Origin of the sequence: Modestobacter versicolor (assembly GCF_041028285.1) — a bacterium.
Classification (GTDB): domain Bacteria; phylum Actinomycetota; class Actinomycetes; order Mycobacteriales; family Geodermatophilaceae; genus Modestobacter; species Modestobacter versicolor_A.
In genome coordinates, this window is the sequence record NZ_JABGDB010000012.1 from 1 (window position 1) to 25,123 (window position 25,123).

25 protein-coding genes and 1 pseudogene are annotated in these 25,123 nt (G+C 75.7%); 4 read left to right on the forward strand and 22 right to left on the reverse strand.

Features of this window, described 5'->3' with window-relative positions; all coding sequences use genetic code 11:
- Positions 1 to 398: 398 nt before the first annotated feature.
- From dapB to HL054_RS21635, 7 genes are all read right to left on the reverse strand, one after another.
- Positions 399 to 1,211, reverse strand: coding sequence for a 4-hydroxy-tetrahydrodipicolinate reductase (dapB, locus tag HL054_RS21605; RefSeq protein ID WP_369141196.1), 813 nt, complete (start codon positions 1,209 to 1,211; stop codon positions 399 to 401).
- Positions 1,212 to 1,271: 60 nt separating this feature from the next.
- A complete protein-coding gene (locus tag HL054_RS21610; protein WP_369141197.1) occupies positions 1,272 to 1,640 on the reverse strand; it encodes a VanZ family protein in 369 nt (122 codons plus the stop codon).
- Positions 1,641 to 1,643: 3 nt separating this feature from the next.
- A complete protein-coding gene (locus tag HL054_RS21615) occupies positions 1,644 to 3,020 on the reverse strand; it encodes a M16 family metallopeptidase (protein ID WP_369141198.1) in 1,377 nt (458 codons plus the stop codon).
- Positions 3,017 to 5,275 (reverse strand): polyribonucleotide nucleotidyltransferase, encoded by a 2,259-nt coding sequence (locus HL054_RS21620; protein WP_369141199.1) that lies wholly within the window; start codon positions 5,273 to 5,275, stop codon positions 3,017 to 3,019. Before HL054_RS21620 ends, HL054_RS21615 begins: the two co-directional genes overlap by 4 nt.
- 262 nt (positions 5,276 to 5,537) lie before the next feature.
- Positions 5,538 to 5,807 (reverse strand): 30S ribosomal protein S15, encoded by a 270-nt coding sequence (gene rpsO, locus HL054_RS21625; RefSeq protein WP_110552750.1) that lies wholly within the window; start codon positions 5,805 to 5,807, stop codon positions 5,538 to 5,540.
- Between the two features lie 127 nt (positions 5,808 to 5,934).
- A complete protein-coding gene (locus tag HL054_RS21630; protein WP_369141200.1) occupies positions 5,935 to 6,906 on the reverse strand; it encodes a bifunctional riboflavin kinase/FAD synthetase in 972 nt (323 codons plus the stop codon).
- Positions 6,907 to 6,937: 31 nt separating this feature from the next.
- On the reverse strand, positions 6,938 to 8,086 hold the full coding sequence (locus HL054_RS21635; RefSeq protein ID WP_369141201.1) for a branched-chain amino acid aminotransferase: 1,149 nt from the start codon (positions 8,084 to 8,086) through the stop codon (positions 6,938 to 6,940).
- 142 nt (positions 8,087 to 8,228) lie between these two features.
- Between HL054_RS21635 and HL054_RS21640 the strand changes: the two genes are divergently transcribed.
- The gene (locus HL054_RS21640; RefSeq protein ID WP_369141202.1) at positions 8,229 to 9,230 is read left to right on the forward strand and encodes an alpha/beta fold hydrolase; all 1,002 of its coding nucleotides are present in this window, start codon (positions 8,229 to 8,231) and stop codon (positions 9,228 to 9,230) included.
- On the opposite strand, the gene HL054_RS21645 is transcribed toward HL054_RS21640, so the two are convergent.
- A complete protein-coding gene (locus tag HL054_RS21645) occupies positions 9,191 to 9,517 on the reverse strand; it encodes an antibiotic biosynthesis monooxygenase family protein (RefSeq protein WP_369141203.1) in 327 nt (108 codons plus the stop codon). The genes HL054_RS21640 and HL054_RS21645 overlap by 40 nt on opposite strands.
- Positions 9,518 to 9,576: 59 nt before the next feature.
- On the opposite strand from HL054_RS21645, the gene larB reads away from it, so the two are divergent.
- The gene (gene larB, locus HL054_RS21650; RefSeq protein WP_369141204.1) at positions 9,577 to 10,254 is read left to right on the forward strand and encodes a nickel pincer cofactor biosynthesis protein LarB; all 678 of its coding nucleotides are present in this window, start codon (positions 9,577 to 9,579) and stop codon (positions 10,252 to 10,254) included.
- On the opposite strand, the gene HL054_RS21655 is transcribed toward larB, so the two are convergent.
- The 12 genes and pseudogenes from HL054_RS21655 to rimP form a co-directional block, all read right to left on the reverse strand.
- Positions 10,245 to 11,078: an ExsB family transcriptional regulator gene (locus tag HL054_RS21655; protein ID WP_369141205.1), complete on the reverse strand. Its 834-nt coding sequence runs from the start codon at positions 11,076 to 11,078 to the stop codon at positions 10,245 to 10,247. The two genes, larB and HL054_RS21655, sit on opposite strands and share 10 nt — an antisense overlap.
- Positions 11,079 to 11,100: 22 nt before the next feature.
- Positions 11,101 to 12,018, reverse strand: a complete 918-nt coding sequence (gene truB / locus HL054_RS21660) for a tRNA pseudouridine(55) synthase TruB (RefSeq protein WP_369141206.1) — start codon at positions 12,016 to 12,018, stop codon at positions 11,101 to 11,103.
- A complete protein-coding gene (locus HL054_RS21665; protein ID WP_369141207.1) occupies positions 12,015 to 13,316 on the reverse strand; it encodes an MATE family efflux transporter in 1,302 nt (433 codons plus the stop codon). The genes truB and HL054_RS21665 overlap by 4 nt, the downstream gene beginning before the upstream one ends.
- A 1-nt stretch (position 13,317) precedes the next feature.
- Positions 13,318 to 14,307, reverse strand: a complete 990-nt coding sequence (locus HL054_RS21670; protein WP_369141208.1) for a DHH family phosphoesterase — start codon at positions 14,305 to 14,307, stop codon at positions 13,318 to 13,320.
- A gap of 4 nt (positions 14,308 to 14,311) precedes the next feature.
- Entirely contained in the window at positions 14,312 to 14,563 is a 252-nt protein-coding gene (locus HL054_RS21675; RefSeq protein ID WP_369141209.1) for a hypothetical protein, read from the reverse strand.
- Entirely contained in the window at positions 14,560 to 15,147 is a 588-nt protein-coding gene (rbfA, locus tag HL054_RS21680; protein ID WP_369141210.1) for a 30S ribosome-binding factor RbfA, read from the reverse strand. The genes HL054_RS21675 and rbfA overlap by 4 nt, the downstream gene beginning before the upstream one ends.
- Before the next feature lie 75 nt (positions 15,148 to 15,222).
- Positions 15,223 to 15,525 carry a DUF503 domain-containing protein gene (locus HL054_RS21685; protein ID WP_369141211.1) on the reverse strand — a complete coding sequence of 101 codons (303 nt, stop codon included), beginning with the start codon at positions 15,523 to 15,525 and terminating at the stop codon, positions 15,223 to 15,225.
- Positions 15,526 to 15,554: 29 nt separating this feature from the next.
- On the reverse strand, positions 15,555 to 17,393 hold the full coding sequence (infB, locus tag HL054_RS21690; protein WP_369141240.1) for a translation initiation factor IF-2: 1,839 nt from the start codon (positions 17,391 to 17,393) through the stop codon (positions 15,555 to 15,557).
- Positions 17,394 to 18,419: 1,026 nt separating this feature from the next.
- Positions 18,420 to 18,563 (reverse strand): annotated as a pseudogene (locus tag HL054_RS21695) (translation initiation factor IF-2 N-terminal domain-containing protein); the annotation flags it as partial.
- A gap of 61 nt (positions 18,564 to 18,624) precedes the next feature.
- Positions 18,625 to 19,017 carry a YlxR family protein gene (locus tag HL054_RS21700; protein ID WP_369141212.1) on the reverse strand — a complete coding sequence of 131 codons (393 nt, stop codon included), beginning with the start codon at positions 19,015 to 19,017 and terminating at the stop codon, positions 18,625 to 18,627.
- Positions 19,018 to 19,025: 8 nt separating this feature from the next.
- The gene (gene nusA / locus HL054_RS21705) at positions 19,026 to 20,147 is read right to left on the reverse strand and encodes a transcription termination factor NusA (RefSeq protein ID WP_369141213.1); all 1,122 of its coding nucleotides are present in this window, start codon (positions 20,145 to 20,147) and stop codon (positions 19,026 to 19,028) included.
- The gene (gene rimP / locus HL054_RS21710) at positions 20,144 to 20,938 is read right to left on the reverse strand and encodes a ribosome maturation factor RimP (RefSeq protein ID WP_369141214.1); all 795 of its coding nucleotides are present in this window, start codon (positions 20,936 to 20,938) and stop codon (positions 20,144 to 20,146) included. The genes nusA and rimP overlap by 4 nt, the downstream gene beginning before the upstream one ends.
- A 215-nt stretch (positions 20,939 to 21,153) precedes the next feature.
- Between rimP and HL054_RS21715 the strand changes: the two genes are divergently transcribed.
- Together HL054_RS21715 and HL054_RS21720 are read left to right on the forward strand one after the other, a co-directional pair.
- Positions 21,154 to 21,669, forward strand: a complete 516-nt coding sequence (locus tag HL054_RS21715) for a hypothetical protein (protein WP_369141215.1) — start codon at positions 21,154 to 21,156, stop codon at positions 21,667 to 21,669.
- A 27-nt stretch (positions 21,670 to 21,696) separates the two neighbouring features.
- Positions 21,697 to 22,173 carry a ferritin-like domain-containing protein gene (locus HL054_RS21720; protein WP_369141216.1) on the forward strand — a complete coding sequence of 159 codons (477 nt, stop codon included), beginning with the start codon at positions 21,697 to 21,699 and terminating at the stop codon, positions 22,171 to 22,173.
- Here the strand turns inward: HL054_RS21720 and HL054_RS21725 are convergent.
- Together HL054_RS21725 and HL054_RS21730 are read right to left on the reverse strand one after the other, a co-directional pair.
- Positions 22,170 to 24,104, reverse strand: a complete 1,935-nt coding sequence (locus HL054_RS21725; protein WP_369141217.1) for a penicillin-binding transpeptidase domain-containing protein — start codon at positions 24,102 to 24,104, stop codon at positions 22,170 to 22,172. The genes HL054_RS21720 and HL054_RS21725 overlap by 4 nt on opposite strands.
- A 143-nt stretch (positions 24,105 to 24,247) precedes the next feature.
- Positions 24,248 to 25,099: a GNAT family N-acetyltransferase gene (locus HL054_RS21730; RefSeq protein WP_369141218.1), complete on the reverse strand. Its 852-nt coding sequence runs from the start codon at positions 25,097 to 25,099 to the stop codon at positions 24,248 to 24,250.
- Positions 25,100 to 25,123: the final 24 nt, after the last annotated feature.

A 25,123-nucleotide genomic window follows, 5' to 3' on the forward strand; every position in this document is an offset into this window, starting at 1 on the left:
CCAGGCCAAGGGGAATTGTTACTTGGCACTGACTTTCGGCACGCTGTTGAGTTCTCAAGGAGCGGACGCGCAGCGATCCGGACCCTTGCGGGCCTTCGTCCCTGACGGCTTGTCCTACGCTACGCCGTGCACGGCTCGCTGTCACACCCGGGGGTCTGACTGGCGGCTCCCGGGTCTTGCAACCCGGTCTCGCTCGGCGCAAAGAGGAAGTTACGTGGCGATCCGGGCGTCGTCAAACCGGTGCGGGCCCCGATCCGGCCGGACCTGGGTCAGCGGACCCGGCGCCGGGACGAAGTCCCAGGTCAGCGCTGTCCGGACCGTGCCGGAGTGCGAGCCAGGTCACGTGTCAGCGCGGTGTCGGGACGCCCCGGCAGCCCCGGTGGCCCCTGGCGTACCGCTCACAGCCCCAGCAGTGACTCGAGCCCCACGGTCAGCCCGGGGCGGGAGCCGATCTCCCGGACGGCCAGCAGGACGCCGGGCATGAAGGACGCCCGGTCGTAGGAGTCGTGCCGCAGGGTCAACGTCTCCCCCGCGGCGCCCATCAGCACCTCCTGGTGCGCGACCAGCCCGGTGAGCCGGACCGCGTGCACGGGGATGCCCTCGACGTCGGCCCCGCGGGCCCCGGGCAGCGAGTCGGCCTCCTGGGTGGCGTCCGGCGCCGCCGGCACGCCGGCTGCCCGCCGGGCGGCGGCCACCAGCCGGGCGGTGCGGGCGGCGGTACCCGACGGGGCGTCGACCTTGGCCGGGTGGTGCAGCTCGACGATCTCCACGGACGGGAAGAAGCGCGCGGCCTCGGCGGCGAAGCGCATCAGCAGGATCGCGCCGATCCCGAAGTTGGGCGCGATCAGCACGCCGACGTCCGGCTTGGGCCGCAGCCACTCGGCGATGGTCGCCAGCCGCTGCTCGTCGAAGCCCGTCGTCCCGACCACGCAGTGGATGTTCTGGTCGATGCAGAAGCGGATGTTCTCCATCACGGAGTCCGGCCGGGTGAAGTCCACGACCACCTGCGCGCCGGCGTCGGCGACGTTGAACAGCCAGTCCCGCTCGTCGACCATGGCGACGAGCTCCAGGTCCTCGGCCTCGTCCACGGCGCGGCACACCTCGGTGCCCATCCGGCCCCGGGCGCCGAGCACCCCCACCGAGATGAGCGGCGCCTCGCCCGGGGTCGGGGAGGCGGGAGCGGGAGCTGCGGTGTCCGGCGGAGTCGTCACCCCGCGATGCTCACGAACGCCGGCGCGCGGCGCAAGGCGGCCTCCCGGGGAGCGGTCGGCTCAGCTGCGCCGGCGCCCGGCCCGGTCAGCCAGCAACCGCCACAGCAGCAGGCCGGCCACCACCCCCGCGGCGTCGGCCACCAGGTCGCCCACCGAGGCGTCCCGGTCGACCAGGTCCGTGCCCTGCAGCAGCTCGCTGCCCGCGGCGTAGAGCACCAGCAGACCCGCGAGCACGCCGTTGCGGACGCCGGCCCACCGCCCGGTGACGGCGAGCACCGCGAACAGCGTGGCGTGCACCAGCTTGTCCACCCCCGCCGGCCCGGACGGCACGTCCGAGGGCGGGGCGAACAGCACGGCCAGCGACACCAGCACGGCGACCGCGAAGGCGCCCCGGGCGAGGGCGCCGTGCTCGCGGAGTGCGGAGCTCACGGCTCAGCCGAGCAGCGCGTCGACGTCGCGCTCCTTGTACGGGCCGACCACCGCCAGGCACGTCGGACGGGCGAGCAGGTCGGTGGCGACCGCCCGCACCTGCGCCTCGTCGACGGCGTCCAGCCGGTCGAGCACCTCGCGGACGGGCAGGTACTCCCCGTAGGAGAGCTCGCTCTTGCCCAGCCGGCTCATCCGCGACCCGGTGTCCTCCAGCCCCAGCACCATGCCGCCCTTGAGCTGGCCGCGGCCGCGGGCGACCTCCTCGGTGGTCAGCCCGTCCGCGGCCACCGCCGCCAGCTCGGCGCGGACCAGCCGCAGCACCTCGGGCACCCGCTTGGGCGAGCACCCCGCGTACACCGAGAAGCTGCCCGTGCCGGCGTAGTGGGTGAGCGACGACCCGACGCTGTAGACCAGGCCGCGCCGCTCCCGTACCTCCTGGAACAGCCGGGAGCTCATCCCCCCGCCGACAGCCGCGTCCAGCACGGCCGCGGCGTACCGGCGCTCGTCCAGCCGGCCCATGCCCAGGCTGCCGAGCAGCAGGTGGGTCTGCTCGGTGCGCCGGTGGATGAGCCCGGCGGGCCGGGCGGGTCCGGTCAGGGCGACGTCCTCCCCGAGCCGCAGCGGGTCGGGCCGGGTGCTGCCGGTCAGCCGGTCATCGAAGGCCGCCGCCACCAGCGCCAGCACCTCGGCGTGGTCGACCCGGCCGGCGGCCGAGACGACGATCGACGGGACGGCGTAGCGGTCGCGGTACCAGCCGTCGACGTCGTCCCGGGACAGCGACTCGATCGAGGCCACCGTGCCGAGCACCGACCGGCCGAGCGGGGTGTCCCCGAACAGCGTCTCGGCGTACAGGTCGTGCACCGCGTCGGAGGGCTCGTCGTCGCGCATGGCGATCTCCTCGAGCACCACCGTGCGCTCGGACTCCAGGTCCAGGGCGGTGTTGAGGGCGTCGGTGACCAGGTCACCCAGGAGCGTCACCGCCAGCGGCAGGTCGCTGGCGAGCACGTTCGCGTAGTAGCAGGTGTGCTCCTTGGCGGTGAAGGCGTTCATCTCACCGCCGACCGCGTCCATGGCGGTCGCGATCTCCAGCGCCGTCCGGCTGCGGGTGCCCTTGAACAGCAGGTGCTCGAGGAAGTGCGAGGAGCCGCCGAGCTCGGGGCTCTCGTCCCGGGAGCCGACGCCCACCCAGATGCCCACGGTCGCCGAGAGCACCCCGGGCATCGTCTCGGTGAGCACCCGCAGGCCGCCGGGCAGCTCGGTGCGCTCGACCCGGCCGCCGAACTCGTCGACGTCGAGCACCTCCGTGGTACCGACCGGGGCCGGGACGGACGCCGCAGCGCCCGTCCCGGCCCCGGTCAGGTGGTCGGTGCTCGTGATCACGCCTCCGCGGGAGCGGCGGCCTCGGCCGGGGCGTCGGCCGGCGCGGCAGCGGCGTCGCCGTCGGCGACCGGCACCAGGCTGATCTTGCCGCGGGCGTCGATGTCGGTGATCTCGACCTGCAGCTTGTCGCCGACGTTGGCGACGTCCTCGACCTTGTTGATCCGCTTGCCGCCACCGAGCTTGCTGATGTGCACCAGGCCGTCGCGACCCGGCAGCAGCGAGACGAACGCGCCGAAGGCGGTCGTCTTCACCACGGTGCCGAGGAACCGCTCGCCGACCTTGGGCAGCGTCGGGTTCGCGATCGCGTTGATCCGGTCCACGGCAGCCTGCGCCGAGGGGCCGTCGGAGGCGCCGACGTAGATCGTGCCGTCGTCCTCGATGGTGATGTCGGCGCCGGTCTCGTCCTGGATCGCGTTGATCATCTGGCCCTTCGGGCCGATGACCGCGCCGATCTTGTCGACCGGGATGCGCACCGTGGTCACCCGGGGGGCGAAGGGGCTCATCTCGTCGGGGCCGTCGATCGCCTCGAGCATGACGTCGAGGATGTGCAGCCGGGCCGCGCGGGCCTGGGTCAGCGCACCGGCGAGCACGTCGGAGGGGATGCCGTCGAGCTTCGTGTCCAGCTGGAGGGCCGTGACGAAGTCCTTGGTGCCGGCGACCTTGAAGTCCATGTCACCGAACGCGTCCTCGGCACCGAGGATGTCGGTCAGCGCGACGTACTCGGTCTTGCCGTCGACCTCGTCGGAGACCAGGCCCATGGCGATGCCGGCGACCGGGGCCTTCAGCGGCACACCGGCGTTGAGCAGGGCCAGCGTGGAGGCGCAGACCGAGCCCATCGAGGTGGAGCCGTTGGAGCCGAGGGCCTCGGAGACCTGGCGGATCGCGTAGGGGAACTCCTCGCGGTCCGGCAGCACGGGCAGCAGCGCCCGCTCGGCCAGCGCGCCGTGGCCGATCTCGCGGCGCTTGGGCGAGCCCACCCGGCCGGTCTCACCGGTGGAGTACGGCGGGAAGTTGTAGTTGTGCATGTAGCGCTTGCGGGTGACCGGGTTCAGCGTGTCCAGCTGCTGCTCCATGCGGAGCATGTTCAGCGTCGTGACGCCCATGATCTGAGTCTCGCCGCGCTCGAACAGCGCCGAGCCGTGCACCCGCGGGAGCACCTCGACCTCGGCCGACAGCGGCCGGATGTCAGTGAGGCCACGGCCGTCGATGCGCACCTTGTCGCGCAGGATGCGCTGCCGGACGACCTTCTTGGTCACCGCGCGGAAGGCGCCGGAGACCTCCTTCTCACGCCCCTCGAACTGGCCGGCCAGCGCGGCCTTGACCTCGTCCTTGAGCGCGTCGGTGGCCTCCTCGCGCTCCTGCTTGCCGGCGATGGCCTGCGCGGCGGCGAGCTTCTCCGCGGCGTGCGCCTCGACGGCGGCGTAGACGTCGTCCTGGTAGTCCAGGAAGCGGGGGAAGTGCGCCTCGGGCTTGGCGGCCTTGCCGGCCAGCTCGGCCTGCGCCTGGCACAGCGCCTTGATGAACGGCTTGGCGGCCTCGAGGCCCTGGGCCACGACCTCCTCGGTCGGGGCGGTGGCGCCACCGGCGATCAGCTCGATGGTCTTCTCGGTGGCCTCGGCCTCGACCATCATGATCGCGACGTCGCCGTCGGGCAGGACCCGGCCGGCCACGACCATGTCGAAGACGGCGTCCTCGAGCTCGGCGTGGGTCGGGAAGCCGACCCACTGGCCGTTGATCAGCGCCACCCGGGTGCCGCCGACCGGGCCGGAGAACGGCAGGCCGGACAGCTGGGTGGACGCCGAGGCGGCGTTGATCGCGAGCACGTCGTAGACGTGGTCGGGGTCCAGGGACAGCACGGTGATGACGACCTGGACCTCGTTGCGCAGGCCCTTGGCGAAGGTCGGCCGCAGCGGCCGGTCGATCAGCCGGCAGGTGAGGATCGCGTCCTCGGAGGGGCGGCCCTCGCGGCGGAAGAACGAGCCGGGGATCTTGCCGATCGCGTACATGCGCTCTTCGACGTCCACCGTCAGCGGGAAGAAGTCGAACTGGTCCTTGGGCTGGCGGCCGGCCGTGGTGGCCGACAGCAGCGTGGTGTCGCCCATGGTGGCGACGACCGAGCCGGCGGCCTGCTTGGCGAGGCGGCCGGTCTCGAAGGTGACGGTGCGGGAGCCGAGGGCCCCGTTGTCGATCACCGCGGAGGCGGTGAAGACGCCGTCCTCGGCGTCGAAGTCGGTCTCTGTCGTGGGTGCGGACATCGTGTCCTCTTCCTACGTCGCATACGGCGACGTCCTCTTCGCGGCGCGCTGGCCGGCGGTGTCCGGGGCGACCGGTCTTCGATCGAAGCCCTCGGGGGTGTCGCGGGTCCCTGCGGACAGGTTCGCTGCCTCCCGGGGGCCACTACCGAGGACCGGCCCTTCGCGGGTGTCCGTCGGGGCAGTGCGCCGGTGGGCCCGTGCGGCGGGTGCCGCACGAGAGAGGGGACCGTCCCGGCGTGCCGGAGCGGTCCCCTCGGTGGTGCTAGCGGCGCAGGCCGAGCCGCTCGATGAGCGAGCGGTACCGCGTGATGTCGGTCTTGGCCAGGTAGTTCAGCAGCCGCCGGCGGCGGCCGACCAGCAGGAGCAGGCCCCGCCGGCTGTGGTGGTCGTGCTTGTGCATCTTGAGGTGCTCGGTCAGGTCGCTGATCCGTCGGGTCAGCATCGCGACCTGCACCTCGGGGGAACCGGTGTCGTTCTCGACCGTCGCGTACTCGGTCATGATCTGCTTCTTCGTCGCGCTCTCGAGCGCCATGGTGCCTCCTGGGCAGGTCACGTGTGGCCCCCGGTCTGTGTCACGGGGGCAGCATGCACACACGTCGGTCGCCCGACGTACGGGTCCAGGTTACCCCACCGCGCCCCGGCCCCCGGCCGACGAGGTCTCACACCCCCAGGACGGCGCGGGTGCGGGTGACGTCGTCGGCCATGGCGACCAGCAGGTCCGGGACGCCGGTGAAGGTCAGCATCGGCCGCAGCCGCTCGACGAACTCCACGCCGACGTGCTCGCCGTAGAGGTCGCCGTCGAAGTCCAGCAGGAACGCCTCCACCGTGCGCCGGGCGCCGGAGAAGGTGGGGTTGCTGCCCACCGAGACCGCCGCCGGGTGGGTGCTGCGGGGGGCGCCGAGGTGGTCGCGGAGCACCAGCCGGCCGGCGTACACCCCGTCGGCCGGGACCGCGGTGTGCGCGGGGCTCTCCACGTTGGCCGTCGGGTAGCCCAGCTCGCGGCCCCGCCGGTCGCCGCGCACCACGATGCCGTCGACCCGGTGCGGCCGGCCCAGCGCGAGCGCCGCCGAGGCCATGTCACCGGCGGCGACGCAGGCCCGGATGTAGGTGGAGGAGATGGTGACCTCGCCGTCGCCGGACAGGTCGGGCGCGGAGCCGACGCTGGTCAGGTCGACGCCCTCGACGCCGAAGCCGAAGCGGCGGCCCTCGACCACCAGGGTGTCCACCGTGCCGGCGGCCTTGTGGCCGTAGGTGAAGTTGCGGCCGACCACGACCTGGGCGGCGTGCAGGTGCTCGACCAGCACCGTGTGGGCGAACTCCCCGGGCGAGAGCCGGCTGAACTCGGGGGTGAAGGGCAGCACGCACATCGCGTCGACGCCCAGGTCGGCGACCAGCTGGGCCTTGCGGTCGGCCGCGGTCAGGATCGCCGGGTGCGAGCCGGGCCGGACCACCTCCGAGGGGTGCGGGTCGAAGGTGACCAGCAGCGCCGGCCGGCCCAGCGCGCGGGCCCGCGCCACCGCCGTGCCGATCAGGTGCTGGTGCCCGCGGTGGACCCCGTCGTACATGCCGATGGTGACCACGGTGCGGCCGAGCTCCGGCGGGGTCGCCCCCAGCCCACGCCAGCGCAGCACGCCGCCCCTCCCCTGTGCCCTGCTCGCCCGGTCAGGCGGCAGGCGCGACGCGGTGCAGCCAGCCGTGGCTGTCGGCGACGCGGCCGTGCTGGACGTCGAGCAGGTGCTCGCGCAGCTGCATGGTCAGCGGACCCGGGGTGCCGTCGCCGACGGCGAAGTCACCGGTGCGGGCCTTCACCGTGCCGACCGGGGTGATCACGGCGGCCGTCCCGCAGGCGAAGGTCTCGGTGACCGAGCCGTCGGCGACCCCGGCCCGCCACTCGTCGACGGTGAACCTCCGCTCGGTCACCCGGTGGCCGCGCTCGCGGGCGACGGTGATCAGCGACTCGCGGGTGATGCCGGGCAGCAGCGTGCCGGTGAGCTCGGGGGTGACCAGCTCGGCATCGGCGCCCGAGCCCAGGACGAAGAACAGGTTCATCCCGCCCATCTCCTCGACGTACCGCTTCTCCGTCGCGTCCAGCCAGACGACCTGGTCGCAGCCGGCGGCGATGGCCTGCTCCTGGGCGAGCAGGCTGGCGGCGTAGTTCCCGGCGCACTTGACGTCGCCGGTGCCGCCGGGCGCGGCCCGGATGTAGTCCTCGGAGAGGTAGACCGAGACGGGCTGCACGCCCCGCGGGAAGTAGGCGCCGGCCGGGCTGGCGATGACGATGAACAGGTACTCGTGCGCCGGCCGGACGCCCAGGAACGGCTCGACGGCCAGCTGGTAGGGCCGGATGTAGAGGGTCTGGTCCGGGCCGGTGGGCACCCAGTCCCGGTCGGTGTCGACGAGGGCGTCGACGGCGGTGAGGAACGCCTGCTCCGGCACCGGCGGCATCGCCAGCCGGGCCGCGCTGCGGGCGAAGCGGGCGGCGTTGCTCTCCGGCCGGAAGGTGGCCACGCTGCCGTCGGGCTGGGCGTAGGCCTTGAGGCCCTCGAAGATGGACTGCGCGTAGTGCAGCGCGGCGGCGCTCGGGTCCAGCTGCAGCGGGGCGTAGCGGGTGAGCCGGGCGTCGACCCAGCCCTCGCCGGTGCGGTAGCGGGCGACGAACATCGAGTCGGTGAAGTAGCGGCCGAAGCCCGGGTCCTGCAGCAGCTCGGCGCGTTCGGCGGCGGAGCGGCGCGGCACGTCCTCCACGACCAGCGGCACGCCCTCGGTGAAGTCCCGGGAGGAGGTACGGCTGTCGGCGAGCGTGTCGGTCATGGCTCCCACCTGCTGGTGCTCGTGCTGGAGCGGACCCGGCGGTTGCCCGGTCCGCTCCGCCACCCTAGACCGGCCCTCCGCGGAGCAGGCACCGAGCGGCTCGGCGGCCGCACGCCGCCGCGGGGGGACCTAGCCTGCGGGGGTGGAGCCCGACGCGAGCCAGACCGGCCCGGGCACCGGGTGGGCCCCGGTGCGCTGGACCGGGCACGACGTGCGCACCGAGGTGGTGCTGCTGCACGGGCACCGGGTGTCGGTGCGGGTCGGCGGGACGTCGGGGCCGGTCCTGCTGCTCCTGCACGGCCTCCTCGGTTCCGGCGCGAGCTTCGGGCCGGCCCTGGACGAGCTGGCCCGCACCCACCGGGTGGTGGCCCCGGACCTGCTCGGACACGGCGCCTCGGCCAAGCCCACCGGCGACTACAGCCTGGGCTCGCTGGCGACCCTGGTCCGCGACCTGCTGGTGGTGCTCGGCGTCGACTCGGCGACCGTCGTCGGGCACAGCCTGGGCGGCGGCGTGGCGATGCAGCTGGCCTACCAGTTCCCGACCACCGTCGACCGGCTGGTGCTGGTCGGCTCCGGCGGGCTGGGCCGCACGGTGAGCCCGGCGCTGCGGGCGGTGGCATTGCCCGGCGCGGAGTGGGTGCTGCCGGCGGTGTTCAACCCCTACGCCGCGCGGGCCGCGGCCCGGCTGCTGCGCCCGCTGCAGCGGCTCACCCCGCCGGCGCTCGCGCAGGTCGTGGCGGGGCTGGCCACGCTCGCCGACGCCGAGGCCCGCGCCGCCTTCGTGCAGACGGCGCGCTCGGTCATCGACGTGCGGGGCCAGCGGGTCAGCGCCACCGACCGGCTCTACCTGGCGGCCTCGCTGCCGCTGCTGCTGGTGTGGGGCGGCCGCGACCCGGTGATCCCGGTCGCGCACGCCGACGCCCTGCACCAGCTGCTGCCGGGCAGCCGGCTCGTGGTGTTCGAGGGCGCCGGGCACTTCCCGCAGGTCGAGGAGCCCGGCCGGTTCGCCGGCGTCGTCGCCGACTTCGTGGCGACGACGACGGCGCCGGCCGACCGCGCCGCCGCGTGGGCGGCGGCGCTCCGGGCCGGGTCGGTGCCGGCGGGTCAGCTGCCCTTGGGGGCGGCGGACTCCACGACCGCGTAGCTCCACAGGTGGTTCTGCGACCGCTCGGCGGCCGGCGCCAGGGTGTCCCCGCCGCCCTCGTGCGCGCGGTCGAAGTCCTGCGAGCTCTGCCAGGCCTGGTAGGCCTCCTCGCTCTCCCAGCGCGTGTAGACGAGGTAGGCATCGGTGCCCTCGACCGGCCGGAGGAGCTCGAACCACTCGAAGCCCGGGGTGGTCTCCACCGCGCCGGCCCGGCCCCGGAAGCGCTCCTCGAAACGGGCCCGCTTGTCCTCCGGGATGGTCACGACGTTGATCTTGACGACGCTCATGCCCCCCTCCCTGCCCAGCTCGCGGCCGCCCGACACGGCCGGTGGGCGAGACTGGGGCGGTGACCGACCCGCAGCGCACCGCTGACCTGGGCTTCGCCCGGCTGGACGTCGACCGGGCGGCCCGCACCGGCACCCCCGAGGTCGTCTTCGCCGCGGGCAAGACCCCCGCCGAGACGGTGGCGTGCCTGGCCGGGCTGCTGGACGCCGGTGCGCCGCTGGCCTGGGCGACCCGGGTGCCGCCGGAGACCGCCGCCGCCGTGCAGCAGCGCTGGCCCGACGCGCACGTCGACCCCGTCGCCCGGGTGGCCTGGGTGGGCGCTCCCCCACCGCCGGTCGGCCGGGTGCTGGTGCTCACCGCCGGCACCTCGGACGGCGCGGTGGCCGCCGAGGTGGCCGCGACGCTGGCCGCCAGCGGGGTGGGCTGCCGCCGGGTCGACGACGTCGGGGTGGCCGGGGTGCACCGGGTGCTGGCCGTCGCGCCGGACCTCGCCGCCGCCGACGCGGTGGTGGTGGTGGCCGGCATGGACGGCGCGCTGCCCAGCGTCGTCGCCGGGCTCACCGACCGGCTGGTGGTCGCCGTCCCGACCTCGGTCGGCTACGGCGCCGCCTTCGAGGGGCTGGCCGCGCTGCTGACGATGCTCACCGCCTGCGCGCCGGGGGTGCTGGTGGTCAACATCGACAACGGCTTCGGGGCCGGCGTCGCCGCGGCCCGGATCGCCCGCTCGGTTCAGCGGTAGCGCACCGGGTCGGGCAGCAGCTCGTTCATCGCCCCGGACCGGAAGCCCCGGGGGTCCAGCTCGACCCGGCCGAAGCCGCGGACGGCGGACAGCAGCTCCGGGCCGACCGACGGCACCAGGGCCGCGTCGACCTCCACCCGCGCCACGTCGTCGCCCAGGTCGCGCACCCGGAGGTCGCGGACCGGCAGACCCGCACCGGCCAGCGCCGCCCGCAAGGCCGTCTCGGCAGCCTCCACGCGGGCCAGGCCGGCGGCCGACACCGGCACGCCGTAGGCGATCCGGCTGGCCAGGCACGCGGCGGCCGGCTTGTCGGCCAGCGGCAGCTCCCAGCGGCGCGCGGCGGCCCGGACGTCGTCCTTGGTCATGCCGGCCCGGGCGAGCGGGGCCCAGGCACCGCGCTCGGCGGCGGCCCGGATCCCTGGCCGGAAGCCGGCCCGCAGGTCGTCGGCGTTGGTGCCGGTGACGACGTCGGCGATGCCCAGCTCGGCGGCCAGCGGGGTGAGCACGTCGACCAGCTCGGCCTTGCAGAACGCGCACCGGTCGCCGGCGTTGGCGACGTACCCGGCGCGGGACAGCTCGTCGGTGCGCGGCTGCTCGTGCCGGACTCCGAGGCCGACCGCGAACTCGTGCGCGGCCCGCTGCTCGGCGGCCGGCAGGCTCGGGGAGACGGCGGTGGCCGCCACCACCCGGCCGGCGCCCAGCGCGCGGACCGCGGCGGCCAGCACCACCCCGGAGTCGACCCCGCCGGAGAAGGCGACCAGGACCCCGGGCACCGCGGCCAGCTCCGCGTCCAGCAGGGCCAGCCGGTCCTCGAGGGTGCTCACCGGGCCGAGGGTGCCACCCGGCTCACCGCGGCGGGAAGCCCACCACGACCTTGGCGACCTGCCCGGCGTCCTCGACCAGCGCGACCAGCCGCCCGTCCGGGGCCACGGCGGCGTGCAGGCCGGGGGCGCCGGTGGCGGGCACCCGCTGGCCGTGGCCGAGGGCGACGGCCTCGTCGGCGGACAGCTCGCGGGCCGGGAAGACCGTGCGCGCGGCGTCGGTGAGCCCGACCACCCCGTCGCCGGCGCCGGCCGTGGCCAGGGCCCCGGCGGCGTCCTCGACCGGCCGGGCCCGCCCGGTGTCGAAGGGGCCCGAGGAGGTGCGCCGGAGCGCGGTCAGGTGGCCACCCACGCCGAGCGCCGCGCCGGCGTCCCGGGCGATGGCGCGGACGTAGGTGCCGGTGCTGCAGGAGACGGTGAGGTCGACGTCGACCAGGTCGGCGGTCGGCCGGTCGATGCGGTGCACGTCGATCCGGTGCACGGTGACCGACCGCGGCGCCAGCTCGAACTCCTCCCCCGCGCGCACCCGGTCGTAGGACCGCTTGCCGTCGACCTTGACCGCGCTCACCGAGGAGGGCACCTGCTGCAGGGCGCCGACCTGGGCGGCCAGCGCGGCCCGGACGGCGTCGTCGGTGACCCCGGCCGCCGACGTCGTGGCGGTGACCTCGCCCTCGCGGTCGTCGGTGACCGTCGACCGGCCGAGCCGCACGGTGGCCTCGTAGGTCTTGTCCGAGCCGGAGAGGTACCCGAGCAGCCGGGTCGCGGCGCCCACGCCGAGCACCAGCAGGCCGGTGGCCATCGGGTCCAGCGTGCCCGCGTGCCCGACCTTGCGCACCGACAGCACCCGCCGGGCGATCGCCACGACGTCGTGCGAGGTCATCCCGCCGGGCTTGTCGACCAGCAGCAGGGACGGCGGGACGTCGGCGTCGGGCTTCTTGCTCACCGCCCCACCGTCTCACCCAGCCACGCGCTCCCCCGCACCCGCCGGCCGACCGCGACCAGCCGGAGCACGATGAACAGGGTCAGCCCGGTCCAGACGCCCGGCAGCCCCCAGTCCAGCCAGCCGGACAGCAGCGACAGCGGCACGAAGCCCAGCAGCGCCGCGGCCAGGGTGACCGTGCGCAGGTACGCGACGTCGCCGGCGCCCATCAGCACGCCGTCGAGGGCGAACACCACCCCGGCCAGCGGCTGCATCAGGGCCAGGAACCACCAGACGACGTCGGCCTGCGCGAGCACGGCCGGGTCGTCGGTGAACAGCGGCGGCACCACCGGCCGCAGCGCCAGCAGCACCACGGCGACCAGCACGCCGGTGCCCAGCCCCCAGCGCACCACCCGGACCGCGGTGCGCCGGGCGTCGTCGGGGCGGCCGGCCCCCAGCGCCGACCCGACCAGCGTCTGCGCGGCGATGGCGTAGGCGTCGAGCACCAGCGCCAGGAACAGCCACAGCTGCAGCGCGACCTGGTGGGCACCGAGTTCCGCCGTCCCGGACCGGGCCACGACGCCCGCCGCGGCGGCGAAGGCCAGCTGCAGCACCGCCGCCCGGAGCAGCAGGTCCCGGCCCAGCACCAGCTGGGCCCGCAGCGCGGGCAGCCGGGGCCGCCAGGAGACGCCCGAGCCGGCCAGCTCCCGGGCGAGCGCGCGGGCGAAGAAGGCCGCCGCGACGGCCTGCCCGGCGACGTTGGACCACGCCGAGCCCACCAGGCCCAGCCCGGCCGGGTGCACCAGCAGGGGGCACAGCACGACGCCGACGCCGCTGCCGGCGAGCACGTAGCCCATCGGCCGGCGGAGCTCCTGCACCCCGCGCAGCCAGCCGTTGCCGGCCAGCGCGACCAGCAGCAGCGGGAGCCCGAGGCTGGCCACCCGCAGCCACTGCTCGGCGGCCTCGGCGACCGGGCCGGCACCGCCGGCGAGCAGCCGGGTCAGCGGCCCGGCGGCCAGCTGGAAGACCCCGACCAGGGCCGCACCGAGCGCGAGCGCCAGCCAGGTGGCCTGCACGCCCTCGCTCACGGCACCGGCCCGGTCGCCGGCGCCGGTGCGGCGGGCGGCCCGGGCGGTGGTGCCGTAGGCGAGGAAGTTCAGCAGCGCGGCGAGGTAGGCCAGCAGGCCGCCGCCGACGGCGAGCCCGGCGAGGCTGACCGCGTCGAGGTGGCCGACCACCGCGGTGTCGACCAGCAGGTACAGCGGTTCCGCGGCCAGCACCACGAGCGCCGGCGCCGCGAGCGCCGGGACGGACCGGGTCACCTCAGCCGAGCGCGGCCCGCAGCCGGGCGACCGTGCCCTCGAGGTCGGTCGCCGAGCTGTAGCCGGCCGCGGCGCGGTGGCCGCCCCCGCCCAGCGCCGTGGCCACCCGGGTCAGGTCGGTGGCGCCGCGGGAGCGGAGCGAGACCACCCAGGAGCCGTCGTCCTGCCCCTTGACCACGCAGGCCACGTCGGCCTCCGCGGTGGCCCGGACGACGTCGACGAGCGCCTCGAGCTGGTCCGGCGCCAGCCCGTGCGCCCGGGCCTCGGCCGCGGTCGACCAGGTCCAGACCAGCCCGGCGCCGACGTCGGGCTCCAGCGCGGCCCGGCCGGTGACCGCAGACAGCAGCCCGAGCCAGCCGAACGGGGCGGTGTCGAACAGCCGCCGGCTGATCGCCGCGTGGTCGATGCCGGTGCGCAGCAGCCGTGCGGCGAGCTCGTGCGTGCCGGGGGCGGTGTTGCCGAACCGGAACGACCCGGTGTCGGCGGTCAGCCCGGCGTACAGGCAGGTGGCCAGCTGCTCGTCCAGGTCGACGCCGAGCCCGTCCAGCAGCCCGGCGACGAGCACCACGGTGGCCGCGGCCTGCGGGTCGACCAGCCGGACGTCGCCGAAGCCGGGGTTGCTGGCGTGGTGGTCGACGACGACCGAGCTGCCGGCGGTGTCCAGCAGCGCGGCCAGGCTCCCCAGCCGTCCGGTGGACGCGGCATCGAGGCTGACGAAGACGTCGACCTCGGCAGGCAGGTCGGCCGGCGGCACCAGCTGGTCGGCGCCGGGCAGCCAGCCCAGCGACGCCGGCAGCGTGAACGGCTCCGGGAACGTGGCGGCCACCCGGGCGCCACGGCGGCGGAGCCCCTCGGCCAGGGCGAGCGTGCTGCCGAGCGCGTCGGCGTCGGGCTGCACGTGCCCGGAGAGCACGACCGTGGAACCGTCCGCCGCGGCCCGGGCCAGCACCTCGACCGCCGCGGCGGTCGAGGTGGCGACGGGGACGGTCACCGGGTCACGCGGACCCGTCCGGACCGGGGTCGGCGACCGGCACGGCGTTGGACTCCTCCTCCACCCGTCCACCGCCCACGGCGTAGTGCGAGCCGTCGGCGGGCTCGTCGGCGGCGATGCTGTCGGTGGTGCCGATCTTCCCCTGTTTGCCGCCGGCGGTCGGGTCGCCGGTGGCCGGCTCCTCGCGCCCGCCGAGCGTGGTGCCCGCGGGCTCACCGGCCGGGTCGAAGGGGTCCGGGTCGACGGCCTCGGTCACGACGCGCTCCGCTGGGCAGCGGCGCTGGGCCGACCGTCCTCGAAGCCGTCCCGGCGCCCGGCGGCCGGACCGGTGACGGCGTCGCCGACAGGGTCGGCGGTCAGCTCGTCGCCGGCGTCCACGGCCAGGTCGTCGTCGCGCTCGGCGTCCTCGTCGTCCTCGTCCACCGCGGGCTTGCGGTACGGGTCGGCGTCACCGGCGTACTCGGCCCCCTCCCGGGCGCGGGCGAGCTCGGCGTCGGCGTGCCGCACCCGCTCCAGCGCCTCCTCCAGCTCCCGGGCCGTGTCCGGGACGATGTCGGCGATGAAGGTGAGCGTCGGCACGAACTTGATGCCGGTCTGCTTGCCCACCGTCGAGCGGAGCACGCCGGTGGCGCTGGCGAGCGCTCGGGCGGACTCCTCGACCTCCGTGGCGTCGCCGTAGACGGTGTAGAACACCGTCGCCTCGCGCAGGTCGCTGGTGACCCGCGCGTCGGTGATGGTCACCATCCCCAGGCGGGGGTCCTTGATCTGCATCTCGATCGTGGCGCTGACGATCTGGCGGATGCGCACCGCCAGTCGGCGCGCCCGGGCCGGGTCGGCCATCTGAGGACCTCCGAGTCGGTGGACGGGACGGCCCCTCGCGCGTCCCGCCGCTGTGGCGGCGGGTGCGAGGGGGTCTTACAGGTCGTCGTCGTGCAGCAGCTGCCGGTGCGTCGACAGCAGCGTCACCTCCGGCCGTTCGGCCAGCAACCGCTCGCAGGCGTCGAGCACGTCACCCACCTGCGCGGCCTCGCCCGCCACGGTGGCGACCCCGACCTGCGCACGGCGGTGCAGGTCGGGGTCGCCCACCTCGGCGGCGGCCACGGCGAAGCGGCGCCGCAGCTCGGCCACGATCGGCTTCACCACGGCGCGCTTCTCCTTGAGCGAGTGCACGTCACCCAGCAGCAGGTCGGCGGTGAGCGTGCCCGTGAACACGCTCACCACCTCCCCTGCTCATCGCTGGTCCTCGATTACGCGCGCGGCTTCTCACGCAGCTCGAAGGTCTGGATCACGTCCTCGGGCTTGATGTCGTTGAACGACCCCAGCCCGATACCGCACTCGTAGCCCTCCCGGACCTCGGTCGCGTCGTCCTTGAAGCGACGCAGCGACTCGACTGTCAGGTTGTCCGCGACCACGTTGCCGTCCCGGATGAGGCGGGCCTTCGAGTTGCGGACGATCGTCCCGCTGCGCACCAGCGAACCGGCGACGTTGCCGATCTTCGGGACGCGGAAGACCTCGCGGACCTCCGCGGTGCCCAGCTGCACCTCTTCGAACTCGGGCTTGAGCATGCCCTTGAGCGCGGACTCGATCTCCTCGATGGCCTGGTAGATGACCGTGTAGTACCGGACGTCCACCCCCTCGCGGGCAGCCAGCTCGGTGGCCTGGCCCTCGGCCCGGACGTTGAAGCCCAGGACGATGACGTCGTCGGCCAGCGCCAGGTCGATGTCGCTCTTGGTGATCCCGCCGACGCCGCGGTGGATGACCCGCAGCGAGATGTCGTCGCTCACCTCGATCTTCATCAGGGCCTCTTCGAGCGCCTCGACGGTGCCCGAGTTGTCGCCCTTGATGATCAGGTTGAGCTGACGGGTCTCCTTGAGCGCCGCGTCCAGGTCCTCCAGGCTGATCCGCTTGCGCATGGAGGCGTTCTGCGCGTTGCGGATCCGGGCCTGGCGGCGGTCGGCGATCTGCCGGGCGATCCGGTCCTCCTCGACGACGAGGAAGGTGTCACCGGCGCGCGGCACGGAGGTCAGGCCGACGACCTGGACGGGTCGGGCCGGCAGGGCCTCCTTGAGCTTGTTGCCGTGCTCGTCGAGCAGCGACCGGACGCGGCCGTAGGCGTCGCCGGCCACGATCGAGTCGCCCTGGCGCAGCGTGCCGCGCTGGACCATGACCGTGGCGACGGGGCCCCGGCCCTTGTCCAGCTTGCCCTCGATCACGACACCCTGCGGGTCCTGGCCGATGTTGGCGCGCAGGTCCAGCGAGGCGTCGGCGGTGAGCAGGATCGCCGACAGCAGGTCGTCGAGGCCCTGACGGGTGGTCGCGGAGACGTCGACGAACATCGTGTCGCCGCCGTACTCCTCGGCCACCAGCCCGTACTCGGTGAGCTGCTGGCGGATCTTGGCGGGGTTGGCCCCCTCCTTGTCGATCTTGTTCACCGCGACCACGATCGGCACGTTGGCCGCCTGGGCGTGGTTGAGCGCCTCGACCGTCTGCGGCATGACGCCGTCGTCGGCGGCGACCACCAGGACGACGATGTCGGTGACCTTCGCGCCACGGGCACGCATCGCGGTGAACGACTCGTGACCCGGGGTGTCGATGAAGGTGACCGGGCGCTCGTTGCCCTCCAGCTCGGTGATGATCTGGTAGGCGCCGATGTGCTGGGTGATCCCACCGGCCTCCTTGCCCGCCACGTTGGCGTGCCGGAGCGCGTCGAGGAGCTTGGTCTTCCCGTGGTCGACGTGACCCATGACGGTCACGACCGGCGGACGGATGTCCCAGTCGTCCTCGTCGTCGCTCTCCTCGTCACCGAAGGTGAGGTCGAAGGTGTCGAGGAGCTCTCGGTCCTCGTCCTCCGGGCTGACGACCTGGATGACCCAGCCGATCTCGGCGCCGAGCAGCTGCAGCGTCTCGTCGTTGACCGACTGCGTCGCGGTGATCATCTCGCCCAGGTGGAACAGGGCGGTGACCAGCGCGGCCGGCTCGGCGTTGATGCGCTCCGCCAGGTCGGTCAGCGAGGCGCCACGGGGCAGCCGGACGGTCTGCCCGTTGCCGCGGGGCAGGCTGACGCCGCCCATCGACGGCGCCGCCATGGAGTCGAACTCCTGACGCCGCTGCTTCTTGCTCTTGCGCCCGCGGACCGGACCACGACCACCCGGACGCCCGAAGGCACCCGCGGTGCCCGCACCGGAGCCACCACGGCCACGGCCACGACCGCCGCCACCGCCGCCGGGGCGGAAGCCACCGGCCGGAGCACCGCCGCCGCCACCGGGGCCACCGGGGCCGCCGCCGCCGGGACGGAAGCCACCGCCGCCACCGGGACCACCCGGACGGCCACGACCACCGGCACCGCCGGGGCCACCAGGGCCGCCACCGGGCCGACCGGCCGGCCGCGGCGGCATCATGCCGGGGCTCGGACGCTGCGGCATCATGCCGGGGTTGGGACGCGGCCCACCCGGACCTGCGGCGGGACGGGGACCACCCGGGCCGGACGCCGGGCGGGGACCGCCGGAGCCGGGCGCCGGACGCGGGCCACCGGGGCCGGGACGCGGCCCACCGGGGCCGGCCTGCTGGCCGGGGGCGCCACCCGGACGCGGACCGGCCGCAGCCGGACGCGGGGCGCTGCTGAAGGGGTTGTTGCCCGGCCGCGGGGCCGGACGGGGACCCGGACGCGGACCCGGGGCACCGGGACGGGCACCCGCGGGCGCACCGCCCTGACCCGGGGCGCCGCCGGGGGCACCGGAGGGACGCGGGCCGGGGGCAGCCGGACGCGCGGCCGGGGCCGCCGGGGGCTGCTGGACCGGGGCGCTCGCCGCGGGCTGCTGCGGTGCCGGCCGGGGGCCGGGGCGCGGACCGGACGGTGCCGGGGCGGACGGTGCCGGGGCGGCCGGGGCGGGAGCCGAGGCCGCGGGGGCCTGCGGAGCCGCCGGGGCCGGAGCCGGGGTGACCGGTGCTGACGCCGCCGGGGCCACGGGGGCCGCGGGCTGGGCGACCGGCGCGGGAGCCGCGGCCGGGGCGGACGCCTGCGGGGCGACCGGGCGCGGGCCGGGAGCCGGCCGCGGGCCGGGACCGGGGCGGGCGCCGGTGGAGCCGCTGCCGCCACCGTCGCCGTAGGCCTCGCGCAGCCGCCGGGCCACGGGGGCCTCGACGGTGGACGAGGCGGACTTCACGAACTCGCCCTGCTCCTTGAGCTTGGCGAGCACTGTCTTGCTGTCGATACCGAGCTCTTTCGCGAGCTCGTGTACGCGGGCCTTGCCTGGCACGGGTCTCCTCTTGGTGAGGCCGGCGGCTGGCCCGCTCGACCCCTAGGTCAGTGGTACATGGTCATCGTGACGACTTCACAGGTGGCTCATCCGAGGACGTCCTGCTCTCGACGTGCGGACCGGCCGGGTGCCGGTCCGTCGGTTCTCCTGCTGTGGTGCGCCCGCCGGGGTCCACGGCCGCATCCGGTCCTCCGACCAGGTGTGCGAGGTGGTCCACCAGCGGACCGGTCTCCAGCGGCGTACTGCTGCGCAGCGCGCGTGGGAAGGCCCGACGCCGGACTGCTGCCTGCAGGCACTCCTCGGTGGGGTGCAGGGACGCACCCCGGCCGGGGAGCCGCCGCCGCGGGTCGGGGACGACGTCCCCGCCGCGGACGACGACACGCAACAGCTCGGTGACCGGGGCTCGTCGCCGGCACCCCACACAGGTGCGGACCGGCACCGACGCATCGGCCATCGACGAGTCTAGCGCGCCGCCGGTCCGGGATGTTCCGCGCGCCGCACAGGAGGCCGGGAGCCCCCCTGCGGCCCGCGGCCCCCGGACCGCTCCGCGCTCGGAGCCGGGCGCAGCGGGGCCCGGCCGACCCCCGGCGAGGCCGGGGCGCCGTCGGCGGGCTGGGCGTCGCTGCGGATGTCGATCCGGCAGCCGGTGAGCCGGGCGGCGAGCCGGGCGTTCTGGCCCTCCTTGCCGATGGCGAGCGACAGCTGGTAGTCCGGCACCACGACCTGCACCGCGCGGGCGGCGGCGTCGACGACCCGGGCGCTGGACACCCGCGCCGGGGAGAGCGCCGAGGCGACGAAGGTGGCGTCGTCGTCGGAGAAGTCGACGATGTCGATCTTCTCGCCGTGCAGCTCGCTCATCACGTTGCGCACCCGCTGGCCCATCGGGCCGATGCAGGAGCCCTTGGCGTTGAGGCCGGGCACCGAGGTGCGGACGGCGATCTTCGAGCGGTGGCCGGCCTCCCGGGCCACCGCGACGATCTCCACGCTGCCGTCGGCGACCTCGGGGGCCTCCAGGGCGAACAGCTTGCGGACCAGGCTGGGGTGGGTGCGGGAGAGGGTGACCTGCGGGCCGCGGAAGGTGCGGGCGACCGAGACGACGTAGGCCTTCAGCCGGCTGCCGTGCCGGTAGTCCTCGCCGGGCACCTGCTCGGTCGGGGGCAGCGTGGCCTCGACCTTGCCGATGTCGACCAGCACCATGCCCTGGTTGTTGCGGCGGTCGTGCGCCTGCACGATGCCGCTGACGATGTCGCCCTCCTTGCCGGCGTACTCCCCGAAGGTCTGCTCGTTCTCCGCGTCCCGCAGCCGCTGCACGATCACCTGCTTGGCGGTGCTGGCCGCGATCCGGCCGAAGTCGGTGGGGGTGTCGTCCCACTCGTGCACGACCTCGCCGTCGGGGCCCAGCTCCTGGGCGAGGACGGCGACCTCGCCGCTCTTGCGGTCCACCTGCACGCGGACGTGCTTGGCGGCGCCCTCGGCGTGCCGGTAGGCGGTGACCAGTGCGGTCTCGATCGCCTGCAGCACGGTGTCCGCGGGGATGCCCTTCTCCCGCTCGACCGCCTTGAGCGCGGTCACGTCGATGTTCACTTGCTGCCTCCTCGTCTCGGCCGGGGGTCCTGCGGCGCGCGACGCGGGGCCGGTCGCCCGGTCCTCCCGCTCGCGTCCGCCGCGTCGGACCCGACCGGGTGGTGCTCGTCGTCCTGCTCGTCCTGCTCGTCCTCGTCGTCCAGCAGGTGGTCCAGCTCGTGGTCCAGCTCGCCGTCGAGCTCGTCGGTGTCGTCGTCGGTGTCGTCGTCTGTGTCGTCGGCGCTCTCGTCCGGTTCGTGGACCAGCGCCGCGTCGCGGTGCCCGGCCGGCCGGGTGAACTCGACCTGCACCCGCGCCTCGCCGAGCTCCGCCCAGCGCACGGTGCGCTCCCCGACGGCGCGGCGCACCTGGCCCTTCTTGGTGCCGCCCTTCTCCACGGCCAGCACCACCCCGCCGTCCTCGACCCGCAGCACGCGGGCGGTCAGCTGTTCCCCGGCGCCCTGCGGGCCGACGGCGACGCTGACCAGCCGGCCGACGTTGCGCCGCCAGTGCCGGGGCGCGGTCAGCGGCCGGTCGACGCCGGGGCTGGTCACCTCCAGCACGTAGGGCGACCGGCCGAGCGCCTCGTCCTGCGCGTCGAGGACCTCGGACAGGGTGCGGCTGAGCTCGGCGACGTCGTCCAGGCTGACCCCGGTGTCCCGGTCGACGACGACCCGGACCACCGAACGCTGGCCGGCCGGGCGGACGACGAGCTCCTCGAGGTCGTAGCCGGCCTCGGCCACCACCGGCTCGACCCAGCCGGTCAGCCGGGCGGTCACCGGGTCGGCGGCCTGTGCGCCTCTGCTGGACACCGGCTGCCTCCTGTTGTGTGGGTCGCGAGCACCGGTCCGGACCGTGCCGGACGACGGTCCGGCGGCCGGCCGCCGCCGGCTCGAGGCCGCCGGCGTGCTGCGCGTCGACCCTCAGGCTACCGCCCGCCCCGGCCGTCCCACCCGCCCCGCGGGACCGCCGCTGCACCGGTGCGCCCGGCGAGCGCGGTGTCGGCGGGCTGCGAGGATGGACGGCGATGTCCCCTCCCCCTCCGCCCGCCCCCACCGGGGCGCTGACCGGGCGCCCGTTCACCCGCCGCAGCCTGCTGGTGGCGACCCTGGCCGGCACCGCGGTGGCCGCCGTCGGGTGCACCGGGAGCGACGGTGACGCCGCCGACGCGGTGACCCCCGCGCAGGTCGACCAGCTCGCCGCCCAGGTGCGGGTGCAGGAGGCTCTGGTCGCCGCGTACGCGCAGGCGGTCGCCGCGGCACCCGACCTCGCCGGCGCCGTGACGGCGCTCGCCGACCAGGCCGGCGCCCAGCTGGCGCGGCTGCGCGCCGCGGCACCGGGCGACGCCGGCACCACCGGCGCCGCCCCGTCCGCGCCGTCCGCGCCGGTGGACGCGGCCGGGGCCCGTGCGTGGCTGCGCGCGCAGGTGGCCGCGGCCGCCGACGCGCACGCCGCGGCGTGCCCGGACTTCACCGGCGGCCGGGCCGCGCTGCTGGGCAGCATCGCCGCGGGTCTGCGCGGCCAGGACGGGCAGCTGGCATGACCGGCCGGGCGTGGGAGGGGTACGGACGTGGCTGACGACGCACCGGGCACGGCGGGCGGCTCGGCTCCCGCGGCCGAGGACGCCGCCCTGCAGGCGGCCCTGGCCGCGGCGCACGGCGCCGTCTGGGGCTACGGGGTGGTCGGCTCGGCGCTGCCGGCCGACGTCCGCGGTCCGGTGTCGGCGGCCGAGCAGGCCCACCGCGACGTCCGCGACGAGCTGACCCGGCTGCTGACCACCCGGCGGGTCGACCCGGTGGCGGCGGAGGCCGCCTACGCGCTGCCCTTCCCGGTGCTCTCCCCGATCGACGCCGCCGCGCTCGCCGTCACCCTCGAGGACGGCGCCGCGCGCGCGTGGACGTGGGTGCTGGACCAGGCCACCGAGCGCAGCACCCGCGAGCTGGCGGTCGCCCGGCTGGCCGACGCCGAGGTGCGCGCGGTCGGCTGGCGCGGGCAGGCCGCCCGCGCTCCCGTGACGACGGCCTTCCCGGGCCTGCCCGAGGGCTAGCCGAGCGCGCCGAGGAAGGCGTCGGTGACCGCCACCGCGGCGCTGCTGGACTGCCCGGCCTCGACCAGCACCGCGAAGGCGATGTCGCCCTGCGGCCCGCCGAGCTGGTAGCCGACGAACCAGCCGTGCGACTCCGGCGGCGTCGCGTCCCCGAACTCCGCGGTGCCGGTCTTGCCGTACACCTCGCCGCGGTCGGCCAGCGCCGTCGCGGTGCCACCGACCACCACCTGCCGCATCATCGGCCGGAGCTGGTCGAGCACGGCCGCGGGCGGGCCGGCGGGCGCGGCGCCGGCCGGCGGGCCGCCGACCACCTCGACCGGTGCGGCCGGGGTGCCGCTGGCGATGCCGGCGGCCACCAGCGCCATCTGCGCCGGGCTCATCAGCACCTGCCCCTGGCCGATCTGGTCGGCGGCCTTGGTCGTGCCGGTCGCGTCCGCGGGCACCTCGCCGCCGTAGACCGCCACCGGCAGCTGCCAGTCGGTGCCGACGCCGTAGGAGGTCGCGGCGGCGGCGAGCGCACCGTCGGGCAGCGCCATGCCCTGCTGGATGAAGGTGGTGTTGCAGGACTGGGCGAAGGCCTCGGAGAACGGCACCGTGCCCAGGTCGAACTGGTCCTGGTTCTCGAACTCGCGGCCCTCGACGGTGGTCGTGCCGGGGCACGGCACCGCGGTGGCCGGGGTGAGCGCGCCGGCGCCGAGCAGCGCCGTCGCGGTGATCGCCTTCATGCTCGACCCCGGCGGGAACTGGCCGGACAGCGCGTTGCCCGGGTTGGCCGACTCGCTGGAGCTGACCGCGAGCAGCTCGCCGGTGCCGGGCCGGACGACGACGACGTGGGTGGCCAGCGGCTGGCCGGCGACCGCGGCGTCCGCGGCGTTCTGCAGGGCGGGCACCAGCGGCGTCTGCACCGGCGTACCGGGCACCGGCTCGACGGTGTCCACGACCTGGCCGGCGTCGTCGAGGGCCTCGTCGGTGCTGGCCACGCTCACGGTGAGACCGGGGGTGCCCGCCAGCTGCTCCTGGAGGGCGCGCTGCAGACCGGACAGGCCCAGCGTGTCCCCGGCGGCGAAGACCGGCTGCTCGTCCTCGCCGACGGTCTCGTCGATGACCTCCTGGGTGGCGTCGCCGACCCGGCCGAGCAGCGCCAGCCCGAACCGCGGGGTGGGGGCCAGCAGCCGGGTGCCGGTGGGGAACACCGCGCCCGGCAGGTCGAACACCTGCGCCCGGATCGCCTCGAAGTCCGGCCGGCGGAGCGTGATGACGGGGACGAACTGACCGGCCGGGGCGGCCTGGACGTCGGCGGTGATCTCGTCGGCGGAGATGCCGGTGGCCGCGGCCAGGCCGGCGGCCAGCGCCGGCAGGTCGGTGACCTGACCGGTGTCGACCCCCACGTTGACCACCTCGGTCTCGGTGAACAGCGGCGCCCCGGTGGCGTCGGTGATCGGCGCCCGCGCGGCCAGCGAGCGGGCCAGCACCAGGTGCTGCCCCTCCCCCAGCTCCGGGTGCACGATCGTGGGCGCCGCGGTGACCTCCCAGGCGTCGTCGCCCTCGGTCAGCGACAGGGTCGCCGGGTAGCTCCAGTCCGGGGCCGCGGCGAGGTCCCAGGTGGCCTGCCAGTCGACGGTCGCCGCCCCGTCGTCGCCGACCTGCACGTCGCCGAGGTCGGCGGTCAGCGTCGCCTCGGGCAGGTCCTCGGCGGTCTGCGCGAGCAGCGCGCTGGTCGCGGCGGCGTCCGTGGTGCGGCCGGCGGCGTCGTCGGCCCGGCCGGCCGTCCAGTCGTCGAGGAAGGCCTGGGCCGCGGCCCGGACGTCGTCGGTCGGGTCCGACGAGCAACCGGCGAGCACCGGTGCCAGCACCAGCAGGACCGCACCGCCCGCCGTCGCCGCCCGGCGGGTCGCCCCGCGCCTGCCCCTGGTCCTCGTCGAGCTGCGCACGTCCCCCACCCTGGCAGACGGGACCGGCCGGATCGCGCAGACGTGCGGGAGCGGCCCCTCGCAGTGACCCGGCGCGAGCAGCCGGGCTCGGTGCAGGGGCCCGCGCCGAGCGTGCGAGGCGTGGGGGGCACCGAGGCCCTCGTTCAGAACAGGACGGAGGCGTACGTGCCGACCTGCCGGAAGCCCACCCGGTCGTAGGCGGCACGCGCCGCCCGGTTGTAGTCGTTGACGTAGAGGCTGACGACCGGGGCGATGGACGTGCGGGCGTACTCCACGGCGGCGGCGGTGCCGCGCTGGCCGATGCCCTGGCCGCGGAACTGGGGGGCCACCCACACCCCCTGCAGCTGGCAGGCCGCGCGGGAGACGGCGCCGACGTCGGCCTTGAACAGCACCTGGCCGTCCTCGATCCAGGCCAGCGACTGCCCGGCCCGCACCAGCTCGGCCACCCGGGCGCGGTAGGCGGAGCCGCCGTCGGCGCGCATCGGGCTGACGCCCACCTCCTCGGTGAACATGGTGACCGCCGCCGGCAGCAGCACGTCGAGCTCGGAGACCCGCACCGGGCGCACCCGCGGCTCGACCGGCACGTCCGGGGGCCCGTCGATGGCCAGCAGCGGCTGCCGGGCGCGCACCTCGCGGGCAGCTCCCCAGTGCGGGGTCAGCAGGTCCCACAGCGGGAGCACCGCGGCCGCGGGGCCGACGATGGTCGAGCAGCGCCGCCCGGCGCGGCGGGCGCGCTCGGCGAAGGCGGTGGCGGCGTCCCGCTCGCTGCCCGGCCGGGCGAAGGGGATCAGGTTCGCGCCGGCGAGGCAGACGGCGTCCAGCCGCCGGCCGTTGTGCAGCCCCCACAGCGGCGCACCCAGCGAGGCGGTCGCGGTGCCGTGGGTCTCCACCCGGCCGGCGAGCATGCAGCTGCCGACCGGGTCGGTGGCCAGCAGCTCACGGACGGCGCCCTCGTCGTCGGCGTCGAGGACGCGGGCGTGGACCTGACGCAGCACGCCGACCTCCCTGCCCCGTGCCCC